Origin of the sequence: Acinetobacter guillouiae CIP 63.46 (assembly GCF_000368145.1) — a bacterium.
GTDB lineage: Bacteria > Pseudomonadota > Gammaproteobacteria > Pseudomonadales > Moraxellaceae > Acinetobacter > Acinetobacter guillouiae.
The window spans coordinates 237151-258780 of the sequence record NZ_KB849285.1 but is presented as its reverse complement, the minus strand read 5'-3'; the positions used below and the strand labels follow the sequence as shown (position 1 = coordinate 258780).

At 39.7% G+C, this 21630-nt stretch carries 21 protein-coding genes and 1 pseudogene; 12 read left to right on the top strand and 10 right to left on the bottom strand.

Features of this window, described 5'->3' with window-relative positions:
* Nucleotides 1–75: 75 nt before the first annotated feature.
* Nucleotides 76–1194: a CaiB/BaiF CoA transferase family protein gene (locus tag F981_RS18145; RefSeq protein ID WP_016539467.1), complete on the bottom strand. Its 1119-nt coding sequence runs from the start codon at nt 1192–1194 to the stop codon at nt 76–78.
* Nucleotides 1195–1405: 211 nt separating this feature from the next.
* Here F981_RS18145 and F981_RS18140 point away from each other — a divergent pair, with 211 nt between their 5' ends.
* The 7 genes and pseudogenes from F981_RS18140 to F981_RS18110 all read left to right on the top strand — a co-directional run bounded on the left by F981_RS18140 (nt 1406) and on the right by F981_RS18110 (nt 8975).
* On the top strand, nt 1406–2416 hold the full coding sequence (locus tag F981_RS18140) for an AraC family transcriptional regulator (protein WP_004724010.1): 1011 nt from the start codon (nt 1406–1408) through the stop codon (nt 2414–2416).
* A gap of 147 nt (nt 2417–2563) precedes the next feature.
* Nucleotides 2564–3024, top strand: a pseudogene (locus F981_RS23425) (GNAT family N-acetyltransferase).
* A gap of 123 nt (nt 3025–3147) precedes the next feature.
* Nucleotides 3148–3666, top strand: a complete 519-nt coding sequence (locus tag F981_RS18130) for a GNAT family N-acetyltransferase (protein ID WP_004724007.1) — start codon at nt 3148–3150, stop codon at nt 3664–3666.
* 153 nt (nt 3667–3819) lie between these two features.
* Nucleotides 3820–5025 carry an acetyl-CoA C-acetyltransferase gene (locus tag F981_RS18125; protein ID WP_004724005.1) on the top strand — a complete coding sequence of 402 codons (1206 nt, stop codon included), beginning with the start codon at nt 3820–3822 and terminating at the stop codon, nt 5023–5025.
* Between the two features lie 11 nt (nt 5026–5036).
* On the top strand, nt 5037–7169 hold the full coding sequence (locus tag F981_RS18120; protein WP_004724003.1) for a 3-hydroxyacyl-CoA dehydrogenase NAD-binding domain-containing protein: 2133 nt from the start codon (nt 5037–5039) through the stop codon (nt 7167–7169).
* Nucleotides 7170–7388: 219 nt separating this feature from the next.
* Nucleotides 7389–7766 carry a DUF805 domain-containing protein gene (locus F981_RS18115; RefSeq protein ID WP_004724000.1) on the top strand — a complete coding sequence of 126 codons (378 nt, stop codon included), beginning with the start codon at nt 7389–7391 and terminating at the stop codon, nt 7764–7766.
* A gap of 213 nt (nt 7767–7979) precedes the next feature.
* On the top strand, nt 7980–8975 hold the full coding sequence (locus F981_RS18110; RefSeq protein ID WP_004723998.1) for a DUF2804 domain-containing protein: 996 nt from the start codon (nt 7980–7982) through the stop codon (nt 8973–8975).
* Nucleotides 8976–9004: 29 nt separating this feature from the next.
* Here F981_RS18110 and F981_RS18105 read toward each other — a convergent pair whose 3' ends face one another.
* Nucleotides 9005–9880: a metal-dependent hydrolase gene (locus tag F981_RS18105; protein WP_004723996.1), complete on the bottom strand. Its 876-nt coding sequence runs from the start codon at nt 9878–9880 to the stop codon at nt 9005–9007.
* 71 nt (nt 9881–9951) lie between these two features.
* Nucleotides 9952–10827 (bottom strand): metal-dependent hydrolase, encoded by an 876-nt coding sequence (locus F981_RS18100; protein WP_004723993.1) that lies wholly within the window; start codon nt 10825–10827, stop codon nt 9952–9954.
* Nucleotides 10828–10981: 154 nt separating this feature from the next.
* Between F981_RS18100 and F981_RS18095 the strand changes: the two genes are divergently transcribed.
* Nucleotides 10982–12016: an AraC family transcriptional regulator gene (locus F981_RS18095; protein ID WP_004723991.1), complete on the top strand. Its 1035-nt coding sequence runs from the start codon at nt 10982–10984 to the stop codon at nt 12014–12016.
* A gap of 158 nt (nt 12017–12174) precedes the next feature.
* Here F981_RS18095 and F981_RS18090 read toward each other — a convergent pair whose 3' ends face one another.
* Complete coding sequence (locus F981_RS18090; RefSeq protein ID WP_004723989.1) at nt 12175–13506, bottom strand: Na+/H+ antiporter NhaC family protein; 1332 nt, start codon at nt 13504–13506, stop codon at nt 12175–12177.
* A gap of 421 nt (nt 13507–13927) precedes the next feature.
* Here F981_RS18090 and trpA point away from each other — a divergent pair, with 421 nt between their 5' ends.
* Genes trpA through F981_RS18070 form a run of 4 tightly spaced genes read left to right on the top strand, consistent with a single transcriptional unit; the run spans nt 13928 to nt 17911 of the window.
* On the top strand, nt 13928–14731 hold the full coding sequence (trpA, locus tag F981_RS18085; RefSeq protein ID WP_004723986.1) for a tryptophan synthase subunit alpha: 804 nt from the start codon (nt 13928–13930) through the stop codon (nt 14729–14731).
* Nucleotides 14728–15624 carry an acetyl-CoA carboxylase, carboxyltransferase subunit beta gene (gene accD / locus F981_RS18080; protein ID WP_004723984.1) on the top strand — a complete coding sequence of 299 codons (897 nt, stop codon included), beginning with the start codon at nt 14728–14730 and terminating at the stop codon, nt 15622–15624. Before trpA ends, accD begins: the two co-directional genes overlap by 4 nt.
* Nucleotides 15621–16910 (top strand): bifunctional tetrahydrofolate synthase/dihydrofolate synthase, encoded by a 1290-nt coding sequence (gene folC, locus F981_RS18075; RefSeq protein WP_004723981.1) that lies wholly within the window; start codon nt 15621–15623, stop codon nt 16908–16910. The genes accD and folC overlap by 4 nt, the downstream gene beginning before the upstream one ends.
* Nucleotides 16901–17911, top strand: a complete 1011-nt coding sequence (locus tag F981_RS18070) for an SPOR domain-containing protein (RefSeq protein WP_004723979.1) — start codon at nt 16901–16903, stop codon at nt 17909–17911. The genes folC and F981_RS18070 overlap by 10 nt, the downstream gene beginning before the upstream one ends.
* Nucleotides 17912–17921: 10 nt before the next feature.
* Here F981_RS18070 and F981_RS18065 read toward each other — a convergent pair whose 3' ends face one another.
* The 6 genes from F981_RS18065 to F981_RS18040 all read right to left on the bottom strand — a co-directional run bounded on the left by F981_RS18065 (nt 17922) and on the right by F981_RS18040 (nt 21623).
* Nucleotides 17922–18527 carry a dual specificity protein phosphatase family protein gene (locus F981_RS18065; RefSeq protein ID WP_004723978.1) on the bottom strand — a complete coding sequence of 202 codons (606 nt, stop codon included), beginning with the start codon at nt 18525–18527 and terminating at the stop codon, nt 17922–17924.
* Nucleotides 18520–19338 (bottom strand): MBL fold metallo-hydrolase, encoded by an 819-nt coding sequence (locus F981_RS18060; RefSeq protein WP_035372064.1) that lies wholly within the window; start codon nt 19336–19338, stop codon nt 18520–18522. Before F981_RS18060 ends, F981_RS18065 begins: the two co-directional genes overlap by 8 nt.
* A 107-nt stretch (nt 19339–19445) precedes the next feature.
* A complete protein-coding gene (locus F981_RS18055; RefSeq protein ID WP_004723975.1) occupies nt 19446–19901 on the bottom strand; it encodes a hypothetical protein in 456 nt (151 codons plus the stop codon).
* Nucleotides 19902–19934: 33 nt separating this feature from the next.
* Nucleotides 19935–20192 carry a hypothetical protein gene (locus F981_RS18050; protein WP_004723973.1) on the bottom strand — a complete coding sequence of 86 codons (258 nt, stop codon included), beginning with the start codon at nt 20190–20192 and terminating at the stop codon, nt 19935–19937.
* 66 nt (nt 20193–20258) lie between these two features.
* On the bottom strand, nt 20259–20876 hold the full coding sequence (locus tag F981_RS18045) for an L-threonylcarbamoyladenylate synthase (protein WP_004723971.1): 618 nt from the start codon (nt 20874–20876) through the stop codon (nt 20259–20261).
* Between the two features lie 84 nt (nt 20877–20960).
* The gene (locus F981_RS18040; protein ID WP_004723969.1) at nt 20961–21623 is read right to left on the bottom strand and encodes an elongation factor P hydroxylase; all 663 of its coding nucleotides are present in this window, start codon (nt 21621–21623) and stop codon (nt 20961–20963) included.
* Nucleotides 21624–21630: the final 7 nt, after the last annotated feature.

The window sequence follows — 21630 nt, the reverse complement described above, 5'->3', positions numbered from 1 at the left end:
AATTATACAAATTGTAAGTAAAATGACAGAATTGTAATTTTATTTAACTTGAATTGTGTTGTATTAAATGGGCAATTACCATTTCCCTTCACCCAGTTGTTGGCCAATATAGTGATATTGCATTTGTGATCTTGAAAACTTAATTGGACAGGCTAACTGTGGTTCAGTTTGATCAGAATTAGGCTTCAATGGCACATTGACCACCCAATTGCGTTGTTGAGAAATTTGGGACTGTAGTGCTTCATCTAAACTCAGTACGGGTTCTACGCAAACGTCCAGTTGTTCAAACAGTTGATTCCATTCAGCCAGATTTTTACTTTTAATTTTATCTCGAATCGCTTGCTTGACCATTTGACGATCTTCAGTATCGAAAGAAGCACCTTTTTGTAGAAGGATTGGCAATTCTAACGCGCTTGCCAGTCCAGTCATAAATTGTGGCTCTAAGCTACCAATAGATAAGTAACGAGCATCGGCCGTTTCATAATAATCATAAAAGGTGCCGCCATTAAGTTGTTCAGATTCACGTTGCTGCTGTTGACCACCCGCCAAACTGGCTGCGGCTGCCATATTATTGAGTCCAACCACACAATCGGTCATGGAAATATCAATATATTGTCCCAGACCACTATTTTGGCGTTCAACTACAGCAGCAAGAATACCGATGACAGCATGTAAGGAACCACCTGCTACATCTGCGATTTGAATCCCCATCGGCGGTGGTCCACTGTCTTGGCGACCACAGTGTCCTGCGATACCAGACAGGGCAATATAGTTAATATCATGTCCAGCTTTATCTTTATATGAGCCAGTTTGGCCATAACCCGTAATTGAACAGTAAATTAAACGTGGGTTAATTTCAGCCAAAGTTTGATAATCCAAACCCAAACGTTGCATCACTCCCGGACGAAATTGTTCAACGACAATATCAAACTCAGAAATCTTCTGTTTAACTTGCTCAATGCTGGCAGGATCTTTTAAATCTAAAGTGACGGATTGTTTATTTCGGTTGAGATAACTGTGTGAAGTCGCTTGTCCATTGGCATAAGGCGGGAACAAGCGCACCAGATCTGGACGCGTTGGCGATTCAATATGGATCACTTCTGCACCTAGGTCTGCAAGGTATAAAGTTGCAAATGGACCGGGTAATAAAGTGGAAAAATCGAGTACTTTCAATCCCTTTAAAGCTGTTGTCATAATTGTTTTTACCAATACTGTCTTGATTTTACACCCATAATAGAAATATAAAATTAACAAAACAATGTCATGTTCAGCCATTTACCTTGATCATTTCGGCAATTTATGATGTAAAAAGGTGATCTGCACTGTTGTAAATCGCCAATAAAACATTTTTTAGCGTCATTTAGGTCAATTGTTAGTGAACATCAAAGAGAGTGAAGGATTTACCATGAGTCGTGATACGATCAGTATCCATTTTGTGAATGCCGCCTTAACAGGTGTGAAGCGTCTAGGAATGGACGTTGACACCTTACTTTCACATGTTGGCATAGAAGCAGAATTACTTCGCCAACCTAAAGCACGTATTTCACCAGAGCAATATACACGTTTTGTGAAAATGCTGTGGATGGTGACCCAAGATGAACATGTTGGCTTTGATATCCAACCTCGTCGTTTGGGATCTTTTGCCATCATGTGCCAATTGATTATCCACGCTAAAACTTTGGGTGATGCTTTAGAGTTATCATCACAATTTTATAAATTATTTGGGGATGAATGGTCGGTCGCGGTTGAACGTGATAAACATGAAGCGCGTTTAGTGCCATTGATTCCAAAAACCATGGACCCTGATCATTTTATTACTGAAAGTATGTTGATGATTTGGCATGGTTTAGCTTCATGGTTAATTGAACGTCGTATTCCTTTAGAACGGGTACATTTTGGTTACCCGCGTCCAAATCATGCAGATGAGTATGATGCGCTGTTCTTTGCACCAGTGATGCAATTTGATATGCCACGTACTGAAATTACTTTTGCCGCAGACTATTTGGATTTACCGATTCGTCAGGATGAAGCAAGTTTAGAAGAGTTTTTAAAAGCTGCGCCTGCTCAGCTTTTGGTGAAGTTCAAAAATACCAATTCTTTAACTTCGCGTATTCGTGAAGTCTTAAAGAGTCAAATTGGTGAAGAAATGCCAACCTTAAATGATGTGGCTTCAATGTTGTATTTATCACCACAAACCTTGCGCCGTCGCTTGGCAGCAGAAGGTAAGAGTTACCAAGGTGTTAAAGACGCCTTACGTCGAGATGCTGCGATTCATTTGTTGTTAAATCCGGATTTAACATTGGAAGATGTAGCACAACAAGTGGGCTTTAGTGAAACCAGTACCTTCCATCGCGCATTTAAAAAATGGACAGGGGTTACCCCAGGGCTTTATCGTCAATTGCATGGTTATCATTAATTCGACATAGATGAATTCAAAAGTAATTTTGCTGATCCTAAGCCCAAGTGATACTTGGGCTTTTTTATGCCTGATCATTTCACCTAAAATTTCTTGTAAGATATAAGCGATAAAGTGAAAGAATTTTCAAGAATAGGGTATTAAAAAATGATTAGACTTGCTGAGTTTGATGATGTGCAAGTACAAGATTTACTCAGAATTCATTTACATGGTATGCATGAAGACTCACCGATTGAGCATAGTTTTGCATTAGATCTAACTGCGTTACAACAACCCGAAATTAGCTTTTTACCCTTTGGGAACAAAATGAACTTTTAGCTTGTGGTGCAATTCAAGAGTTGTCATCTACACATGCTGAATTAAAGTCTATGCGGACACATCCCAAACATTTACGTAAAGGTGCTGCAACAGAAATGCTGAAACATCTTTTATTGATTGCACAACAACGTGAATACCAAAAATTGAGTTTGGAAACGGGAACACATTCATCTTTTGAACCCGCAATTTGCTTGTATAAAAAATTTGGCTTTATCAAAGGTGCTTCTTTTTCAGAATATCAAGAGTCTGATTTCAATCAGTTCTATCATTTAGATTTATCCACTCAATAGCGCATTGAATAATCTTCGCTATGATTGTGATGATTATGAAAAAAGAGAATATCGGACCTGCTTATTTTAGGTTTGAGCTAATTAGTTAGATGATATTTAAATATTTTTATACTGGATATATAGATGACATGTTTGATTAGAAAAATTGACCCTTCGGATATAGCGCAACTGATCGAAATAGAAAAGTCTGCTACACAAGCATTTTCAAGTATTCCCGAGTTATCTTGGCTTGCCGAAAGCCCAGTGTTGTCAGCGCAAGATCATTTGCAATTGATTTCTTCTGCTTATGCATTTGTTGCGATTAATCAAAAGAATCAAGCAACAGGCTTTTTATATGCAGAAAGACAAGCACTTGATTTATATATCATCGAGTTAGATGTGAGTGCCGCATTTCAAAAACAAGGGATTGGTCGGCAATTGATTGAATATGTGATTGCTACTGCTCAGGGAGAGGGCTGTGATGCTGTGACATTAACCACCTTTCATGATGTGATTTGGAATCGACCATTTTATGAAAAATTAGGCTTTGAAAAGATCAATGCGCTTGATATGCCTCTCTATCTTGAGCATAAACTTGAGCATGAAGTTGCATATGGTTTTTCTCGTAACAGCAGATGTGCAATGAGATTGGCACTTAATTGAAATACGCGATTTGTTTTCGTTTTCCCATTCAGAACGAACCAGCCAATTGACAAAAAATATCAACTGACTATTTCGTTCTCGTCATTGAACTCTTAACTTTATAACGTACACTCAAAGCAGATAACAACCTAGAAGTCATAAGAAGGAACAGCTATGAGCGAGGCTTACATCATTGATGCCATTCGCACACCACGCGGAAAAGGAAAAAAAGATGGTTCACTGTATGAAGTGAAACCAATTACATTATTAACCACATTGCTCAATGAATTGAAAGATCGTCATCAGCTTGATACTTCAAAAGTAGACGATATCGTACTGGGTTGTGTAACACCAATTGCCGATCAAGGCGGTGATATTGCTAAAACTGCTGCAATTGCGGCAGGCTGGGACAATGATGTTGCTGGTGTGCAAATCAACCGTTTCTGTGCTTCAGGTCTTGAAGCTGTCAATATGGCTGCACAAAAAGTACGTTCAGGCTGGGAAGATATTGTTGTTGCTGGTGGCGTAGAGTCTATGTCACGTATTCCAATGGGTTCTGATGGCGGGCCTTGGGCACTGGATCCTGAAACAAATTTAAAATCACATTTTGTTCCTCAAGGGATTGGCGCGGATTTAATCGCCACACTTGATGGCTATAGCCGTACAGATGTGGATGAGTTTGCTGCCAACTCACAACGTAAAGCTGCTGCTGCACAGGCAGCGGGACGCTTTGATCAGTCTGTGGTTGCGGTTAAAGATAAAGCTGGTGTTACGATTCTTGACAAAGATGAATTCATTAAACCGACCACAACTGCTGAAGGCTTGGCTAAACTCAATCCAAGTTTTGAAATGATGGGTGGAATGGGCTTTGATGCGATTGCATTACAACAATATCCAGAAGCGCAAAAAATTAACCATGTACATCATGCTGGAAACTCATCGGGCATCGTAGATGGCGCAGCTGTGGTGCTGATTGCTTCTGAAAAAGCAGTCAAAGAACAAGGTTTAAAACCTCGTGCAAAAGTGTTGGCAACGGCATTGGTTGGAACAGATCCAACCATCATGCTCACAGGCCCTGCACCTGCTGCGCGTAAGGCGCTGGCAAAAGCAGGTCTCAGCATAGACGATATTGACCTCTTTGAAGTGAATGAAGCCTTTGCATCTGTGGTGATGCGTTTTATGACTGAACTTAAAGTTCCTGCTGAAAAGGTCAATGTAAATGGGGGCGCGATTGCAATGGGGCATCCATTGGGCGCAACAGGGGCAATGATTCTTGGTACGCTGCTTGATGAATTAGAACGTCAGGGTAAAAAACGTGGTCTAGCAACATTGTGTGTAGGTGGTGGCATGGGTATTGCGACCATTATTGAGTTGGTATAAGGAGAATAATAATGAGTGCAATTCAATATGAAAAAAATGCGGATGGCATTGTTATTTTAACGATGGATTCTCCAAACCAGTCTGCAAATACCATGAACGCTGATTTTCGTGTGGCTTTAGAAAATGTTGTGTCTAAACTTAAATCTGAAACAGATTTAAAAGGTGTGATTTATCGTTCTGCGAAAAAAACTTTTTTTGCCGGCGGTGATTTGGACGAGCTGATTGAGGCAACGCCAGAACATGCCACTGAATTCTTTAATATGACTGCCAAGCTAAAAGGTGATCTTCGTACGATTGATACATTAGGTGTTCCTGTGGTTGCGGCGATTAATGGTACAGCGCTAGGTGGTGGTTGGGAAATTGCTTTAAGTTGTCATTATCGTATTGCTTTAAATGATCCAAAAACCAAATTAGGTTTACCTGAAGTAACACTGGGCTTACTTCCCGGTGGCGGTGGTGTGGTGCGTATGGTACGCCTGCTGGGTTTACAGAATGCATTCCCATTCCTTATGGAAGGTAAGCAATTCGGGGTAGATAAAGCCAAGTCTTTAGGTTTGGTCAATGAGCTTGCGGATAGCGAGCAAGACATGCTGGACAAAGCGATTGCTTGGATCAAAGCCAATCCAAAATCTCAACAGCCTTATGATGTGAAAGGCTATAAAATTCCGGGTGGTGATCCTAAAACACCTGCGGTTGCTCAGATTCTGGCAATTGCACCGGCAATGCTACGTGATAAAACCAAGGGCTGTTATCCAGCGCCTGAAGCGATTATGGCTGCCGCAGTGGAAGGCGCCCAAGTTGATGTAGATACAGCTTTCCGAATAGAGGGCCGTTACTTCACTTATCTTGCAACAGGGCAAGTTGCCAAGAATATGATTGGAACATTCTGGCATGGTTTGAATGCAATTAAAGCAGGTGCAAGTCGTCCTAAAAACATTGCCAAGTGGCAAGCGACCAAAGTGGGTGTACTTGGTGCAGGCATGATGGGCGCGGGTATTGCATATTCGACAGCAATCAAAGGCATTCAAGTTGTGCTAAAAGATGTCTCTGTGGAAAATGCTGAAAAGGGTAAAGCCTATAGTCAAAAACTATTGGATAAACGTGTTTCGCAAGGTCGTATGAGCGCGGAAAAACGTGATCAAGTTTTAAGTTTGATTACCGCAACGGCATCTGCAGAAGACTTAAAAGGCTGTGATTTGATTATCGAAGCTGTTTTTGAAAACCAAGAATTAAAAGCCAAAGTGACTCAAGAAGCGGAACAATTTCTTGCCAATAATGGTGTAATGGCCTCAAATACATCAACATTACCGATCACGGGTTTAGCCAAAGCCTCTAAAGATGATACGCATTTTATTGGTCTACATTTCTTTAGTCCTGTCGATAAAATGCAATTGGTTGAAATCATCAAAGGTAAAAATACCTCTGCTGAAACCTTAGCAAAAGCCTATGACTATGTGCAACAAATTGGCAAAACGCCAATTGTGGTCAATGATAGCCGTGGTTTCTTCACCAGCCGTGTGTTTGGTACATTTGTGCAAGAAGGTCTACGTTTACTGCACGAGGGCGTACATCCTGCACGTATTGAGATGGCAGCACTAAAAGCAGGTATGCCAGTGGGCCCATTGGCGATTCAAGATGAAGTGGCATTAACGCTTTCTGAGCATGTGGCCAAAGAAACCCGTAAAGCACTTCAGGCTGAAGGTAAGGATTTACCACTTTCAGGTGCTGATGATGTTATTGAAACCATGATTCACACCTTTGAACGTAAAGGCAAGGCTGCAGGTGCTGGTTTTTATGAGTATCCAGAAGGTGGTAAAAAGCATCTTTGGGATGGCTTAAGCCATTGGACGAAAAATGTTGATATTTCTGAGCAGGAAATGATCGACCGTTTCCTATTTGTTCAAGCTTTAGATACCTTACGTTGCTATGAAGAGCATGTCTTGGAATCTGTGATTGATGCCAATATTGGTTCGATTTTTGGTATTGGCTTTGCGCCGTGGACGGGTGGTGCGATTCAATTCTTAAATCAGTATGGTTTAGAAAAAGCTCTAGTTCGAGCGAACTCGCTTGAAGCAAAATATGGCGAACGTTTTAAAGCACCGCAAAAGTTAATTGATCAAATTCCACATGGAAAGATTATCTGATTTTTATATATTGCTTTAAAAATTGTAGATGAATGTCTCAAGCATAGATTAGACAATGATTTGCACAGAAAGAGGTCAAGTACCTCTTTCTTTTTTCGAATAGATTTTACTTTTTATAGAATAAAAGTGTATGAAAAACATGCAAAACCAGTTAGTATCTGGCTACAGCTTTAGTACAAAAAATGTCAGTAACACTTATAAAATAAAGAGAGAAAAGCAATGTCACAAAATAAAACCGAAGATCAATATAATGCGATTGATTGGTTTAAAAAATGTCTAAGTAATTATGCCAACTTTTCTGGGCGTGCTCGCCGTAAAGAATATTGGTACTTTGTATTGATACAGTTTGTTGTACTGATCATTGCAGTGATTTTAGACTCAATCATTTTTAAAAAACCGTTTGTATTGTATTTGATCACTGTATTAGCACTGATCGTGCCTTCAATTTCAGTTGCAGCTCGCCGTTTACATGATATAGGAAAGACAGGTTGGTGGTATCTGCTTATCTTTGTTCCTTTTGGTGCCTTTGTTTTAATTTACTGGTTTGCTTCAGATACCAACCCTGAAACAAATCAATGGGGTGGTCCTGCAAAGTAATTTTTGCAGATTAAAAAATAGGGCATTTGCCCTATTTTTTATGAATTAAATCAAAGCTAAATTTTATCTATCAAGCGAATATTTTATAGGTTAAATCGTGATAAAAGTGGATTGATTTGGTGTGTGATGGTGTTGCTAAATTTGAAAAAATAGCAATAATCGAAGGACCGACTAAAGTCTGATACTTCCCTTATAAAAGGATTGGGAACTCACATGGATTTAATACAAAGCAATGGTCAACCCCGTTATGGGCGTTTTAAAGATGTGCCAAGTAAGATTAATGTTAATCAATATATCTACAAAACCCCGTATGGCAAAGTATTAACAGGTTGGCGTAAACATTTAAAATATAAAAAGTTTAAATTTTGTGGTATCCAGCATGAACACTATTCTATCGGTATCGCAATAGCAGATATTGGTTGGGCAGGGCATGGCTTTATTTATGTCTATGACCATTCAACGAATGAAGTTTTAGAATGGAATGCCAATACGATTTTAGGGCGAGGGACAAGCTTAGATGAGCAGCCTTTGTATAGCCAAAGTCACTTTAGTAAATCACCTTTTGAATTTGAAATGCAACATGCCAATGGTGTGCGTTATATACGGGCAACTCGAAATGGTGAAGAGCAGTTAAAAGCCCGCATTTTTTGTGCAGGAACAGAGCCTTTAAGCTTATGCAGTCCCAATGGTATTAATGGTTGGACCTATACGCAAAAGAAAACCACCTTGGCTGTAGAAGGCTTTTTTATCAATAAAGATAAGGTACGTATAGATTTTAATGAAAAAACATTGGCATCTCTCGATGACACCTGTGGATTTCTAAGACCCGAAACAGCATGGTTTTGGTTATCGTGTAACTTTTGGGATACGCAAGGAAACCGTATAGGCTTAAACCTCGCTTCGGGTGTAAATGAGAGTTTTGGCAATGAAAATTGTCTGTGGGTCAATGGTGTTCTATATGCAGTTGCCGATGTACTGTTTGAAAAGATAGAAGCGAACCTTTGGTCAATTCGTTCTTTAGACCAGAAATTAAATCTGACAGTAGCAACCGGCTGGCGGAGATTTGAAAACTTAAATTTACGTTTGGTGGGGAGTCAGTTTAGCCAATGGCAATCACGCATTAGTGGTACGGTCGAATCTGAAGTGGGTGAGTGTATTCAGTTAGACCAAGCCTATGGCTTGTTGGAACAGCATTACGCGAAATGGTAAGGCTGTTCTAATTTAAAACTTTTTTAACCTTATAACGCGGCTTTCCAAAACGCTTCACCTGCTTGAATCGGATCATTGGTTTCGGCCAAAACATCGACCCAAACCTGATATTGTCGAATCACAGGGTGTTGGCTCGGATGAAAGTCAGGTTTAAACCAATCTTGGTATTGTTCACGCATTGCTGATAATTTACCGTGTTTGCCAAAAAACCATGGAATACCTTTGAGTGCGAATTTAGCACGTTGCAAACGGCTGAATCCATCGTATTTAAGCATGACATTGGCACGGTAAAAGGTAAATCCAAACATTTGTAAAGTGACAAAGGCAAGCGCAAATTTACGTAAGTTTTCAGGAACTTCTCCAACCTCTTTCATGACATCAAAAGCGACATCTCGATGTTCCATTTCTTCGATTGAATGCCAAGCAAATAGAGCACGAACAAAAGGATGGACCTCCGCTAAAGTCTCTTGTTTACTATAAAAAGTTTCTGCCATTAATGCGGTAAGATGTTCTGCTGCGGCAGTCATGGCAATGTTGTACTGTTTGGAACGATGTTTCAGTATATGCTCGAAATGTGCACCCATAAATTTTACAAACTGATCAACAGGCATGCCTTGGTGCAGCATTTCTTCATTCATTTTGTCATGTGCAATACCATGCTGTGCTTCCTGTCGAATAAAATCCGTGACACGTTGCTGTAAATCTGGATCGGTGATTTTGTCACGCAGTGCACGAACACTTTGAATGAAATATCTTTCCCCTACAGGAAAGGTCAAACTCAGTGCATCAAACATACGGGTACGAAAAGGGTCATTATCAAACCAAAAGCGTGGAACTTCATTCAATCTAAAATCTAAATTGCTGCGAACCACAGGATCAACTTGGTGTTTTACATATGCATTCATTGTTTTATTTCTCGCATTATTCAGTTCAAATCCCTATTCAGGATAGAACTGATCGGTTTATATCAAGACAGCTATAGTCCAGCCTGCCAAAATGCTTCACCTGCTTGAATAGGATCATTGGTTTCAGCCATCGTATCGACCCAAACTTGATATTGTCGAATTACAGGGTGTTGGCTCGGATGAAAATCTTTTTTAAACCAGTCTAAATATTCATTTTTCATTGCAGATAAAATCCCTTTTTTACCGAAGAACCAAGGCAATCCTTGCGTTGCCATTTTTAAACGTTCTATACGGCTGAATCCATCATGTTTAAGCATGATATTGGCACGGTAGAGGGTAAAGTTGAACATCATTATGGTGGTAAAGGCTAAAGCAAATCGACGTAAGTTGTCAGGGACCTCACCGACTTGTTGCATCACATCAAAGGCGACATCTCGATGTTCCATTTCTTCAATAGAATGCCACGCCAGTAAGGCCCGGACATAAGGGTGTGCTTCAGATAAGGTTGCTTTATGGCGGTAAAATGTTTCTGCCATCAAAGCGGTGAGATGTTCAGCAGCAGCTGTCATCGCAATATTGTATTGAGGCGAGCGTTGGCTCAATTCAAATTTAAAAATCTTACTTAAAAGTTGGATAAATTGATCGACAGGCATGCCTTGATCTTTCATAACCTGATTCATTTTGTCATGCGCAATACCATGTTGGGCTTCTTGACGAATAAAATCAGCAACACGTTGTTGTAAATCTGGATCGGTGATTTTGTCACGGAAGAGTCGGACACTTTCTATGAAATAGCGTTCACCATCAGGGAAGGTCAGACTAAGTGCGTCAAATAGTCGCGTGCGAAATGGATCTCCACCAAACCAGAAGCGCGGTACTTCCTCAAGTTTAAAGTTGAGCTTGGTTCGAACCACTGGATCGACCTGATATGTAACTAATGCATTCATTTTATTTTACTTGCATCACTGTTGATGATTTCAGTATGTCGGGATTTTGCAAGTTTGTTTTGACAGATATTGCCATTTTTTATACATTTTACGACAAAATGAAAATTTGCAATGTCAATTTTCTAAGTTAAAGGATTAAAAAGAGTGCAAGACGATGCAGGAATTACAGATCCCAAATGGTTATTTTCATCTCTGGCAGATGTATCTGTCTGAACGAGGGATTGATCTTGCGACGCTTGATTTCTTACAAGCGGATGAAAAAAAACATTTAATTGGAATTTTGTCACAGCCGATTGATACACAATCTTCCTATTTCTTCTTTCATCAACTGATTGAAAAAACCAAACAAGCGCTAGATTGCCCTCAGATCGTTTTTGAAATGGCAGAATATGTGCGACCTGAGCATTTTGGGGTTTTGGGCTATATGGCATCACGAAGTACAACCGTGGCAGAAGCTTTACAAAATATTATGCGCTTTAGCCGTTTGGTGATTGATGGTGATGAAGTTATTCCAATGCAAATGCAGCTCAAGGGAGAATATGTACATTTAATTTGGCCCTTTCATCATGAAAAATATATTCTTATTAATGAATTTACCAATGCGTTAATGATGCATCTCGCGCGTAAAATTGTACCGCCAAATCAATTTCCATTGCATGCGGTGCATTTTGCTCATGCACCACAAATGGCAATCTATCATTATCTAAAGTTCTACGGCTGTGAAGTCTCTTTCCATCAACCGCAATACAGTTTTGTCTTAGCCTCAGCAGGTTTAAATTTAAAAATCCAGCAGGCAGATCCATCCTTAATGCAGCTTTTGGTCAAACAAGCAGAGGAGGCTATTGCGTCTAAACCTCGCTATGAAACCATTGCTCAACGCTTACATTTGATTGTGGCAGAATATTTAAAGTTAAAACAACACGCCCCAAAAATCGAAGAACTTACTCAAGAACTTCATATATCCACACGGACTTTACAACGACAGTTAAGTGACTTACAGACATCGTTTAAAAAAATTGTAGAGATTGAACGGATGAAGCGTTGTGAGTTTTTATTGGAAAGCCACATGCCGTTCAGTGAAATAGCGATGCAGTTAGGTTATTCAGATCAGTCAGCTTTAACCAGAGCATATAAGGCCTTTAGTGGGCAAACCCTGCTCGAGAAAAAACAACAGTTGAAGTCATCGTGAAAAACAGTGTAAAGAAAGTATACTTTAAAAACCAAACACTTAGATAGTGTCGCTGCTATCTAAGTATTTGGTATGATTGTGATTTTTTAATTTATGCTCAAAACACAGGTTGATCTGATTGTTGAATTGGTTTTTTAAAACCATGATTCAGCATGATTTCAAGTTGTCTTTAACTTGGGAAATCTAAATATGATTGCCAAGACTGCAAATATTGCCAATACCCAACAATAGTAAATCGAACCAATCAGCTCAACAGGGGACAGTTTGGCAATTGAGCATGCAAGTAATAGTTGTGCACCGTATGGAATCAAGCCCTGAACCACACAAGAGAAAATATCCATAAATGCGGCTGCACGTTTGGGATCAACAGCATATTCTTTGGCAACTTCTCGTGCCATGTCTCCAGATAAGATGATGGCAACCGTATTATTTGCGACAAACACATTTGAGAAAACCACAAGGAAGCTAATTCCAATTTCTCCCGCACGTTGTTGACCGATTTTAAATCGACGGGTTAAGGCGTAAATACGTTGAATTAACCATTCTAAACCGCCTTCTTTTTGCATAATCGCAGATAAACCACCTAAGAACATAGAAAGTAAGGCAACCTCAAACATACCCACAAAGCCATCATAAATAGCGGTATTGTATTTAAGTAGGGTAAATTCAGGATTTTCAATGATGCCAAGACAACCTGAAAGTACTATTCCGATGGTCAGTACTGCAAGTACATGTAAACGTGTAAATGCTAAAAAGAACACGATTACATAAGGCAAAATAAGCCATAAGTTATAGTTCTTATATTCAATGGTTTGTGCATGATGACTGGTCAAAATGTAAATAAATATGGTGATAATCGCAGCAGGCAGTGCAATCCAGATATTCACTCGAAATTTATCACGCAGTTCTACATTTAGACTTCGAGTTGCTGCAATAGTGGTGTCTGAAATCATGGATAAGTTATCACCAAACATTGCCCCACTGACCACAGCACCAATTGCATAAATGGGCTGAATATCCGTTGCTTGAGAAAAACCAAAAGCAATCGGCGCACATGCTGCAATGGTTCCCATCGATGTTCCCATTGCTGTGGCAATAAAGGCGGAAATGATGAAAAGCATCGGCAGGACAAATTCAGATGGAATAATCGATAAACCAAATTGAACAGTGGAGTCCACACTACCGATTGCACTGGTTACGCTGGCAAAGGCACCTGCAAGCATAAAGACCATAAACATCAAAATTAAATTGGGATGGCTTGCACCATGCAAAAATGTTTCTATAGCGGCATTGATTTTCCCTCTATATAGCAGGATGGCTAAAATAATTGCAGGAAGAGCAGCAATAGGGGCTTTCACTTGATAAAAAGCAAACTCAGTACCAATGATCGTGTGATAAATACCACTGCCTAAAAAAATGGCTAAAAAAACAATAAGCGGCAAGAGCGCAAGCACGCTGGCTTGCACTTTAGCCTGAGAATGTGTGGTCATAAGAGGAGATAAAAAATCAGAATCCTGACTAGTATAAACAGCTTTTGCAATTTCTGAAAAATAATTAAGTGATGTGGGTGATAGGGTGTTTGGCTGTAGGGTAATGATTTAACTTTATTTTTTACTCATAATGATATTTTTTTGTAAGCTTGAAAATAGGTAGCTTTGATCATTGTCCTTAACTTGAAAATAGCGCTAAATGTATCCATGGGTTGTTTTATTATTGGTGATATAAAACAAGATACGCGAGAGCGACTATGTGACTCTATCCTTTGAGTAAAAAATAGCGTTACAATGCAGTGTCTTGTATTTATACATTTGGATGATTAAACCGTAAATAAATCCATTTTGAATTTATTTACTGGTGTTTAATGATCTAAAAACTCCTCAAGTTTGAACAATTCAAGGAATGTACAATCCTATGTCACGTTTAGCCACTCGTTTTGCACAGCTTAAATCTCAACAGCGTAAGGCTTTGGTTTCTTATGTTATGGCGGGTGATCCTCAACCACATGTAACCGTACCATTGTTACATCAAATGGTTGCAGCAGGCGTAGACGTAGTTGAACTTGGATTGCCATTTTCCGATCCTATGGCAGATGGTCCAGTGATTGCACTTGCAGCAGAGCGCGCTTTAGCTGCGGGTACCAATACCTTTGATGCCTTGAATATGGTTAAAGAATTTCGCCAAAAAGACACAACAACGCCAGTTGTTTTAATGGGGTATTTAAACCCTGTTGAAGTGATTGGTTATGAAAAGTTTGTGGCTTATGCGAATGACTGTGGTGTTGATGGCGTACTTCTTGTGGATTTACCACCTGAAGAAGCACAAGATTTAGATGAAGTATTGCAAAAGTACAATATGGATCAAATCTTCTTGCTTGCACCAACCTCTACCGATGAACGTATTCAGCATGTAGTGAAACAAGCAAGTGGCTTTATTTACTATGTGTCTCTAAAAGGCGTAACGGGTGCAGCAACATTGGATACAACGGAAGTTGCAGCACGTATTGAAAAAATCAAAACCTTTACCGATATTCCAGTTGGGGTAGGTTTTGGGATTAGTGATGCCGCTTCTGCAAAAGCCGTAGGTCAAGTTGCTGATGCAGTGATTGTCGGAAGTGCTTTTGTCAAACCATTTGCAAATCTTGCACCAGAACAAGCTGTTGAAGCAGCAGTGAATAAAGTCAAGGAGCTTCGAGCCGCGCTCGATGAGTTAGTATGAATCAAGAAGTGAAATCAGGGAAAATCCTCAGCGCAACAACGCCGTGGACAGATCGTACAGTTCCAGGCATTCATATGCCTGACCAACAACAAACACTCAAAGCGACGTTTACAGAACCAACCATTGAGTGCCCTGAATGTCATGCACTCGTGACTCGTACTGCAATGTCTTTCAATGCCTATGTTTGTCCATCATGCGATGAACATTTGAAAATGAAAGCACGTGATCGTTTAAATTGGTTTTTTGATAATGTGACCACTGAACTTGGTCAAGAATTTGCAGCAAAAGATCCTTTACATTTTGTAGACAGCAAGCCTTATCCAGAGCGTATTAAAGAAGCGCAGGAAAAAACAGGTGAAACTGAAGCCCTTGTGGTGATGCAAGGTCAAGTTAAAAATATTGCAATGGTTGCATGCGCATTTGAATTCGACTTTATGGCTGGATCAATGGGTACTGTGGTCGGTGACCGTTTTGTACAAGCTGCTGAAAAAGCGATTAAAGATAAGCAACCACTGATTTGTTTTGCTGCTTCAGGCGGTGCTCGTATGCAGGAAGGCATGTTGTCTTTGATGCAAATGGCGCGTACCTCTGCGGCGATTCAAAAAATCAAAGATGCACATCTTCCGTATATCGTGGTATTAACCCATCCAGTGTATGGTGGTGTAACAGCATCATTGGCAATGTTAGGTGATGTACATATTGCTGAACCTAAAGCGATGATCGGTTTCGCGGGTAAACGTGTGATTGAACAAACAGTACGTGAGAAGCTGGAAGAACCGTTCCAACGTGCGGAATTTTTGCTTGATCATGGTGTAATCGATCAAATTGTTCATCGTCACGCATTACGTGATACTGTATATCGTATTGTAGCGAAACTGATGAATTTGCCTTGAACAACCAAACAGCACCTTTAAATACTGATGATTTACAAACATGGCTCGATTATTGGAGCCATGTTCACGTTACAGGGATTGATTTAGGCTTAGAGCGCGTGATTCCTGTTGCAGAACAACTCGGGGTGATTAACCCTAAAGGCAAAGTGATTACCGTTGCTGGAACAAATGGCAAAGGTTCAACCACAACAACACTCGCTGCGATTCTGAATGCGCAAGGGCTGAATGTTGGTTTATACCAGTCTCCACATATTTATCGTTTTAATGAACGGGTTAAACTGGCTGGACAAGAAGTTGATGATCAAACTTTGATTGATGCTTTTGTTGCGGTTGATCAAGCCCGCCGTATTTGTGATTTATCTTTATCTTTTTTTGAAGCCACGACTTTGGCTGCATTTGTTATTTTTAAACAAAAACAATGTGATGTTTGGGTACTTGAAGTCGGTCTTGGTGGTCGTTTGGATGTGGTCAATGTAATTGATCCAGATGTGGCTGTGATTACCAATATTGGTTTAGATCATACCGATTGGCTGGGCGATACGATTGAAAAAATTGCTTATGAAAAAGCCGGTATTATCCGAGCAAATATCCCTTTTATTTTTGCCGGCGCACAAGATATACCACAAGCGATACAACATAAAGTACAAGAAACCAATGCCACGCTGTATGCGTTAAACCATGACTATTTTTATGACAACTCAGAAGATGGTCAATCTTGGAATTTTGCAAGTTCAGGAACGACGTTAAAACTTCCTTTGGGACATTTGGCACTGGAAAATATTTCTACGGCTGTCGCTGCAATTTTGGTGAGTGGTTTAACGGTTTCACAACAGGCGATTTCGCAAGGTATTCAGAACGCACAATTGTCAGGGCGCTTTGAAATTAGAAAAATACACGATAAAACAGTAATTTTTGATGCGGGACACAATCCGCATGGTGTAGAATTTTTGTTAAAGCAATTGCGAAAATTCCTAGAATACAATAAACAGTACACAGAAGTTGTCTCTGTTTTTTCAATGTTGTCCGACAAAGATGTAGATTCTGTGGTCAAGTTGTTGAAAAATACTGTATTAAAGTGGAAAATTGCACCGTTAACTGTGCCTCGTGCGGCATCATTGGAACAATTACAAACTGCTTTACAGCATGAGACAGTTGAACAGTTTGATTGTGTACAAGCAGCATTTCAATCAGCGCTTGCAGAAACCAATAATAATCAGCTGATTTTGGTGTGTGGTTCATTCCATACCTTAGAAGCGGTCTGGGAGTATTTAGACGAATGTCAATGAATAACAAACAACGCTGGATGGGTGGTGTTGTTTTATTAAGTGGTGGTGTTCTATTGGCGGCATTGCTTCTAAAAGGTAAAGAAGAAATCCACCAAAGCCAAGCAGAGACACAGCCGACAAGCCAAGCTCAGCAAAATAAAGCGACACCTGCTGGTGAGCCTGTACAATTGCAGCCGTTGACGGTCGATGTTGCGACTGAAAAACGTCTGTTAGAAGAGCAGAAGCGTGCCCGTGAAAAAGCGGTTGCTGAACAAGAAGCAAAAGCAGCAGATTTCTTACGTATGCAACAACAGGCAGAAGCAGATGCTGCACGTAAAGCAGCTGAAGAGTATGCTGCTGCAAATGCAAGACGTGGTGCAGCTGCTGCGGCAGCACAGGAAGGGGCTGATATTCCTCCTGAGCTGGTACAGGATGAAAAAGCCAAAGCACAACAGAAAGCAGCAGAGCAGAAAAAACTTGAACAGCAAAATGCTCAATTAAAGCAAAAAGCCGATGCTGAAAAAAAGTTAGCTGAGCAGAAGCGTCAAGCTACCGCAGAAGCAGATAAAAAAGCCGCTGAAGAAAAGAAACGTAAATTAGAAGAACAACAAAAAGCAGATGAAAAACGTAAGCTAGATGCTGAAAAGAAAGCTGCTGCTGAGAAAAAGCAAGCGGAAGACAAGAAAGCAGAAGCGGATAAAAAACACAAAGCACAAGAAGATGCAAAGAAAAAAGCGGAAGCTGAAAAAGCACGTGATTTGCTTGAAAATGGTGATAAGCAATGGATGGTACAAGTTGCGCTTGCCGCCAACGAAGCCAATGCAGATGCTGTCGCTGCTAAATTACGTGCCAAGGGGTACAAAGTGACCAAAAGTCCAACCTCAAAAGGTATTCGTATTATGGTTGGACCATCGAAAGATCGAGAGACTGCGGATTCAGCACGTAAGAAGATCAATTCTGATGCGAGTCTAGGCATGAAGTCGGCTTGGGTAATCGAGTGGGTACCTCTAGACCGACGTTAAACGCTATGAGTTAGGTATTTTTGGTTGAAGATGGATTCGCGAGCTGCTCACGGATCCATTTTATATTTTCAGGGGTAAAAAGTTTTTCAATATTGCCCCAGATTGGATGAAAGCCATAACCGCCATGCTTCATTTCATTTAAAGCATCATTCACAGACCAGTTCTCAAAAATAATTCGGTACATTGCAACACTTGCCCCAGTACGATCAGAACCGTGATAGCAATGGATTAAAACTTTCTGGTTGTTATCTTTCGCAACTTGAATCGTTTTCATGACATTGAGTAGATCATGACGATCAATTGCCCAAGTATTGATCGGGATATGAACCAACTGAAAGTTTTGCTTTGAAAGTACTGTTTTATCTTTATTGCGACTTCTTAAATTAATCACGACATCAATTTGATTGGTTTTTAACTCAGGGATAAGTTCAGTACTGGGTTGTTCACTACGAAAAACGGTGTCACTGATTCGATAAAAATTATACTGTGGAGCAACGATGCTTCCCCATTGTTGCGGGCGCTCATGATCTGGAAGTGCAGCAGTTGTCATACATGCAGTGAGCTGTAAGCTGAGTGCGAATATAGCGGTATAACGTAATAATTTCGATTTAAGCATGTTTTAAATATCGGTCTAGTTCAACAGGATCATGGGCACAGATAATTTCAATTTTTGCTTCATTCTGTGCAAGCTGTTGCAGTTGTGATAATGTTTTTAAGCGCAATGTATTATCTTCCGCTAGGAGATATTCAATTTTGTCGAGCGCGCGTAATTTATTCTTAGGGTTGAGTTCTAGATGATTAAAATAAGCATCGCCACAGAACAATAACCATCTATCTTGTTGTTTGATCGCTATACCGCAATGTCCTACAGTATGACCGACTAAAGGAATCAATAAAATTTCATCATTGAAAATATTAAAACCTTGAACTTTTTGGAAGTTAAACCATGCTTCGCCTTTTTTAGGTTCAAGAAAATTCCAGTAACGATGATTTTTAAATTGTTGTTGTCGATAACGCAATTTATTCATGACTGAAAGTTTTTGTGCTGCATTAAACTCACTAGATAAGATGTGAACCGTGGCATTGGGAAAGTCTGAAATACCACCAGCATGATCTAAGTCTAAATGACTCACCAAAATATGTTGAACTTCAGATGGTTTAAAACCCAATTGTTGAATTTGAGAAATGGCTGTGAGATTGAAATCAGCTTGTATCCCACTGATTTTAGTAAAAGCTTTACCTAAGCGGGTTTGCGGATGTAGGTAGTCTTGCATCCCAAAACCGGTATCGACCAATACAAGACCTTTGTCTGTTTCAATCAATAGGCAATGACACACCATTTTGCCATACAAACCTTTTTGTCCGTATAGTGGTGCACACATCGGACACATGGTTCCACAATGTAAATGATGTACCTTATAAATCATAATTAAGCATTTGTTTTTAGGATTGTGCTTTGTTTATAAACTGAATTGAGAAAAATACCAATCTAAAAATATAATTGTTGTGTAATTGATAGATCTCAAATCACAGCTCATGGAATGGTGATTTTTAAGCGTTTACGTGTTGAAAAACCAGAGCCGTTGTTTCCCCAGACCGAAACAATATAAGTTTCATTTTTTAATAAACACGGTTTTGCTGTGGGGTGTTGGAATGCACTTCCCCAAATACTCAGTTCATCATTGAACCCTTTTTTGAGCCTGATCTGTTGCTTATTATTTGCTTGATGAATGCTTACTTGATGAGTATTAACCTGTTGCTGATCTTCGGGGTGAGGCATGTGGGAGTGTTCAATTTCACAAATAAGGGTATGATTTTGTATAGATTTAATTTTTAGCTTATTGAAACCTAAATAATATTCATCCAAGAAAATGTTTTCTAAAATGATTTCATGCTGTTCATGATAAATATGAACATTAGGTGATTTAATAAAGTGATAGCTGATAAGTACCCCAAGAATAATGACCAAGACATAAAGAATTTTTTTCATATTTAATCTTAATTTTAAAGATGTTAAATAATTTTATTTTTTTTCAAGGGCATGTTCGATAATTAAATAGCACATCTCTCTTAAACAAACATTTCGAGTTTCAAACTGCAAGACCAAACGTTTTAGTTCATTGACTGCTAAAAAGAACTGAAAGTTTTTTGCTAAGGAATTTTTAACGAAAGAGACATGTAACACACGAACTTGTGATTCCGGTGTCCAAGGCTTTTCAACAAATAAAATTTGATCATTTTGTACATTATTAATATTTAATAATGTGGTGAATAAATCCATCGCATCTTACTTCTATCAAGCCTTGATTCTTTAATCACTTAACAATGATTAAATATATTTCGGTACTTATTCAAAAGCGCTTACATCGCCTACACCACGACGGATAATTTCAGGGTTCGTTCCTGATAAATCAACGATACTGGTGGTGGTTAATGTACCTAAACCACTGTCAATAAACACATCAATACGTTTTTCCAATAATTGTTCAATATCGTAGGGATCATCCATTGGTGCATCTTGACCAGGTAAAATCAAAGTACTGGTCAGTAAGGGTTCTCCCAACTCTTTTAATAGCATCTGACAGACGGGATTACTTGGAACACGTAAGCCGATGGTTTTTTTCTTGGGATGCATCAAGCGTCGCGGAACTTCACTGGTTGCGGGTAAAATATATGTGGTTACGGCTGGGGTATTGGCTTTAAGTAGACGATACATTGCATTGTCTACTTTGGCATAGGTTGCAATATCAGATAAATCTGCACAGATAATCGCGTATTGATGCTTTGCCCCTAGACCGCGGATCTGAGCAATACGCTCCATTGCACTTTTATTTCCAATCTGACAGCCGATTGCATAAGCCGCATCAGTTGGGTAAACCACAACATCACCTGCTCGAATTCTTTCAACTGCTTGGCTGATTAAACGTGGTTGAGGATTGTCAGGATGTACTCTTAAATGCAGCATATTTATTCTCCTGATTTATTGTTAATTCAATTATTACTTGGGAAAGTAAATCGTTGCAATCAATGTTTTAAAAAAATTACGGGTTTAATCAAGATCGTTACGATTAAATTCAGTGCTTTGTAATGTTTTGCCACCTCGAGTACATAGACAAATACACTGAATGAAGTGCTTTGCATCGCGTGGAAGTTTGGTTTTACCCGAAAAAAAATCCTGAACTTGTGCATAAACATTGTCTTTAAATGTCGAGCCGTCACCACCTTCACCAGTCAGATTATCCAGCGAAACTCGAAATTTTCGTCCAAATGCTTTGGAAAATAACCATTCAATGGCTTGAGGCTTGATTTCAACCTGCTCAAATAAGGCTTGTTGTTCAGCTGTACGACCATCGGGTGCATACCAATAACCGAGATCAGGCAATAAACGGCGCTGTTCTCCGGCAATGCTCCAATGACTAATTTCGTGCAGAGCGCTGTTGAAAAAACCATGCGCAAACTGAATACGGGCAGGGCTGTGTTCGCTAGCAGGGAAATACTCTGGTTCAAAATCACCACGAACAAGCGTCACATTTAAGTGGGAAAACCAGTGATTAAAGTGTAAGATAAGCCAATCAACGTGTTGCACTTCTGTTTGTAAGCCAGCCCATGATAAGCGTTGCACATCGGTGGCTTGCAATGTGTTTTCAGAAGTTAAATGCGTATTGAATTGTAATGAAGTAGTGACTTCAGGTTGCGGCTGCAACTGATGCATGGCTTGT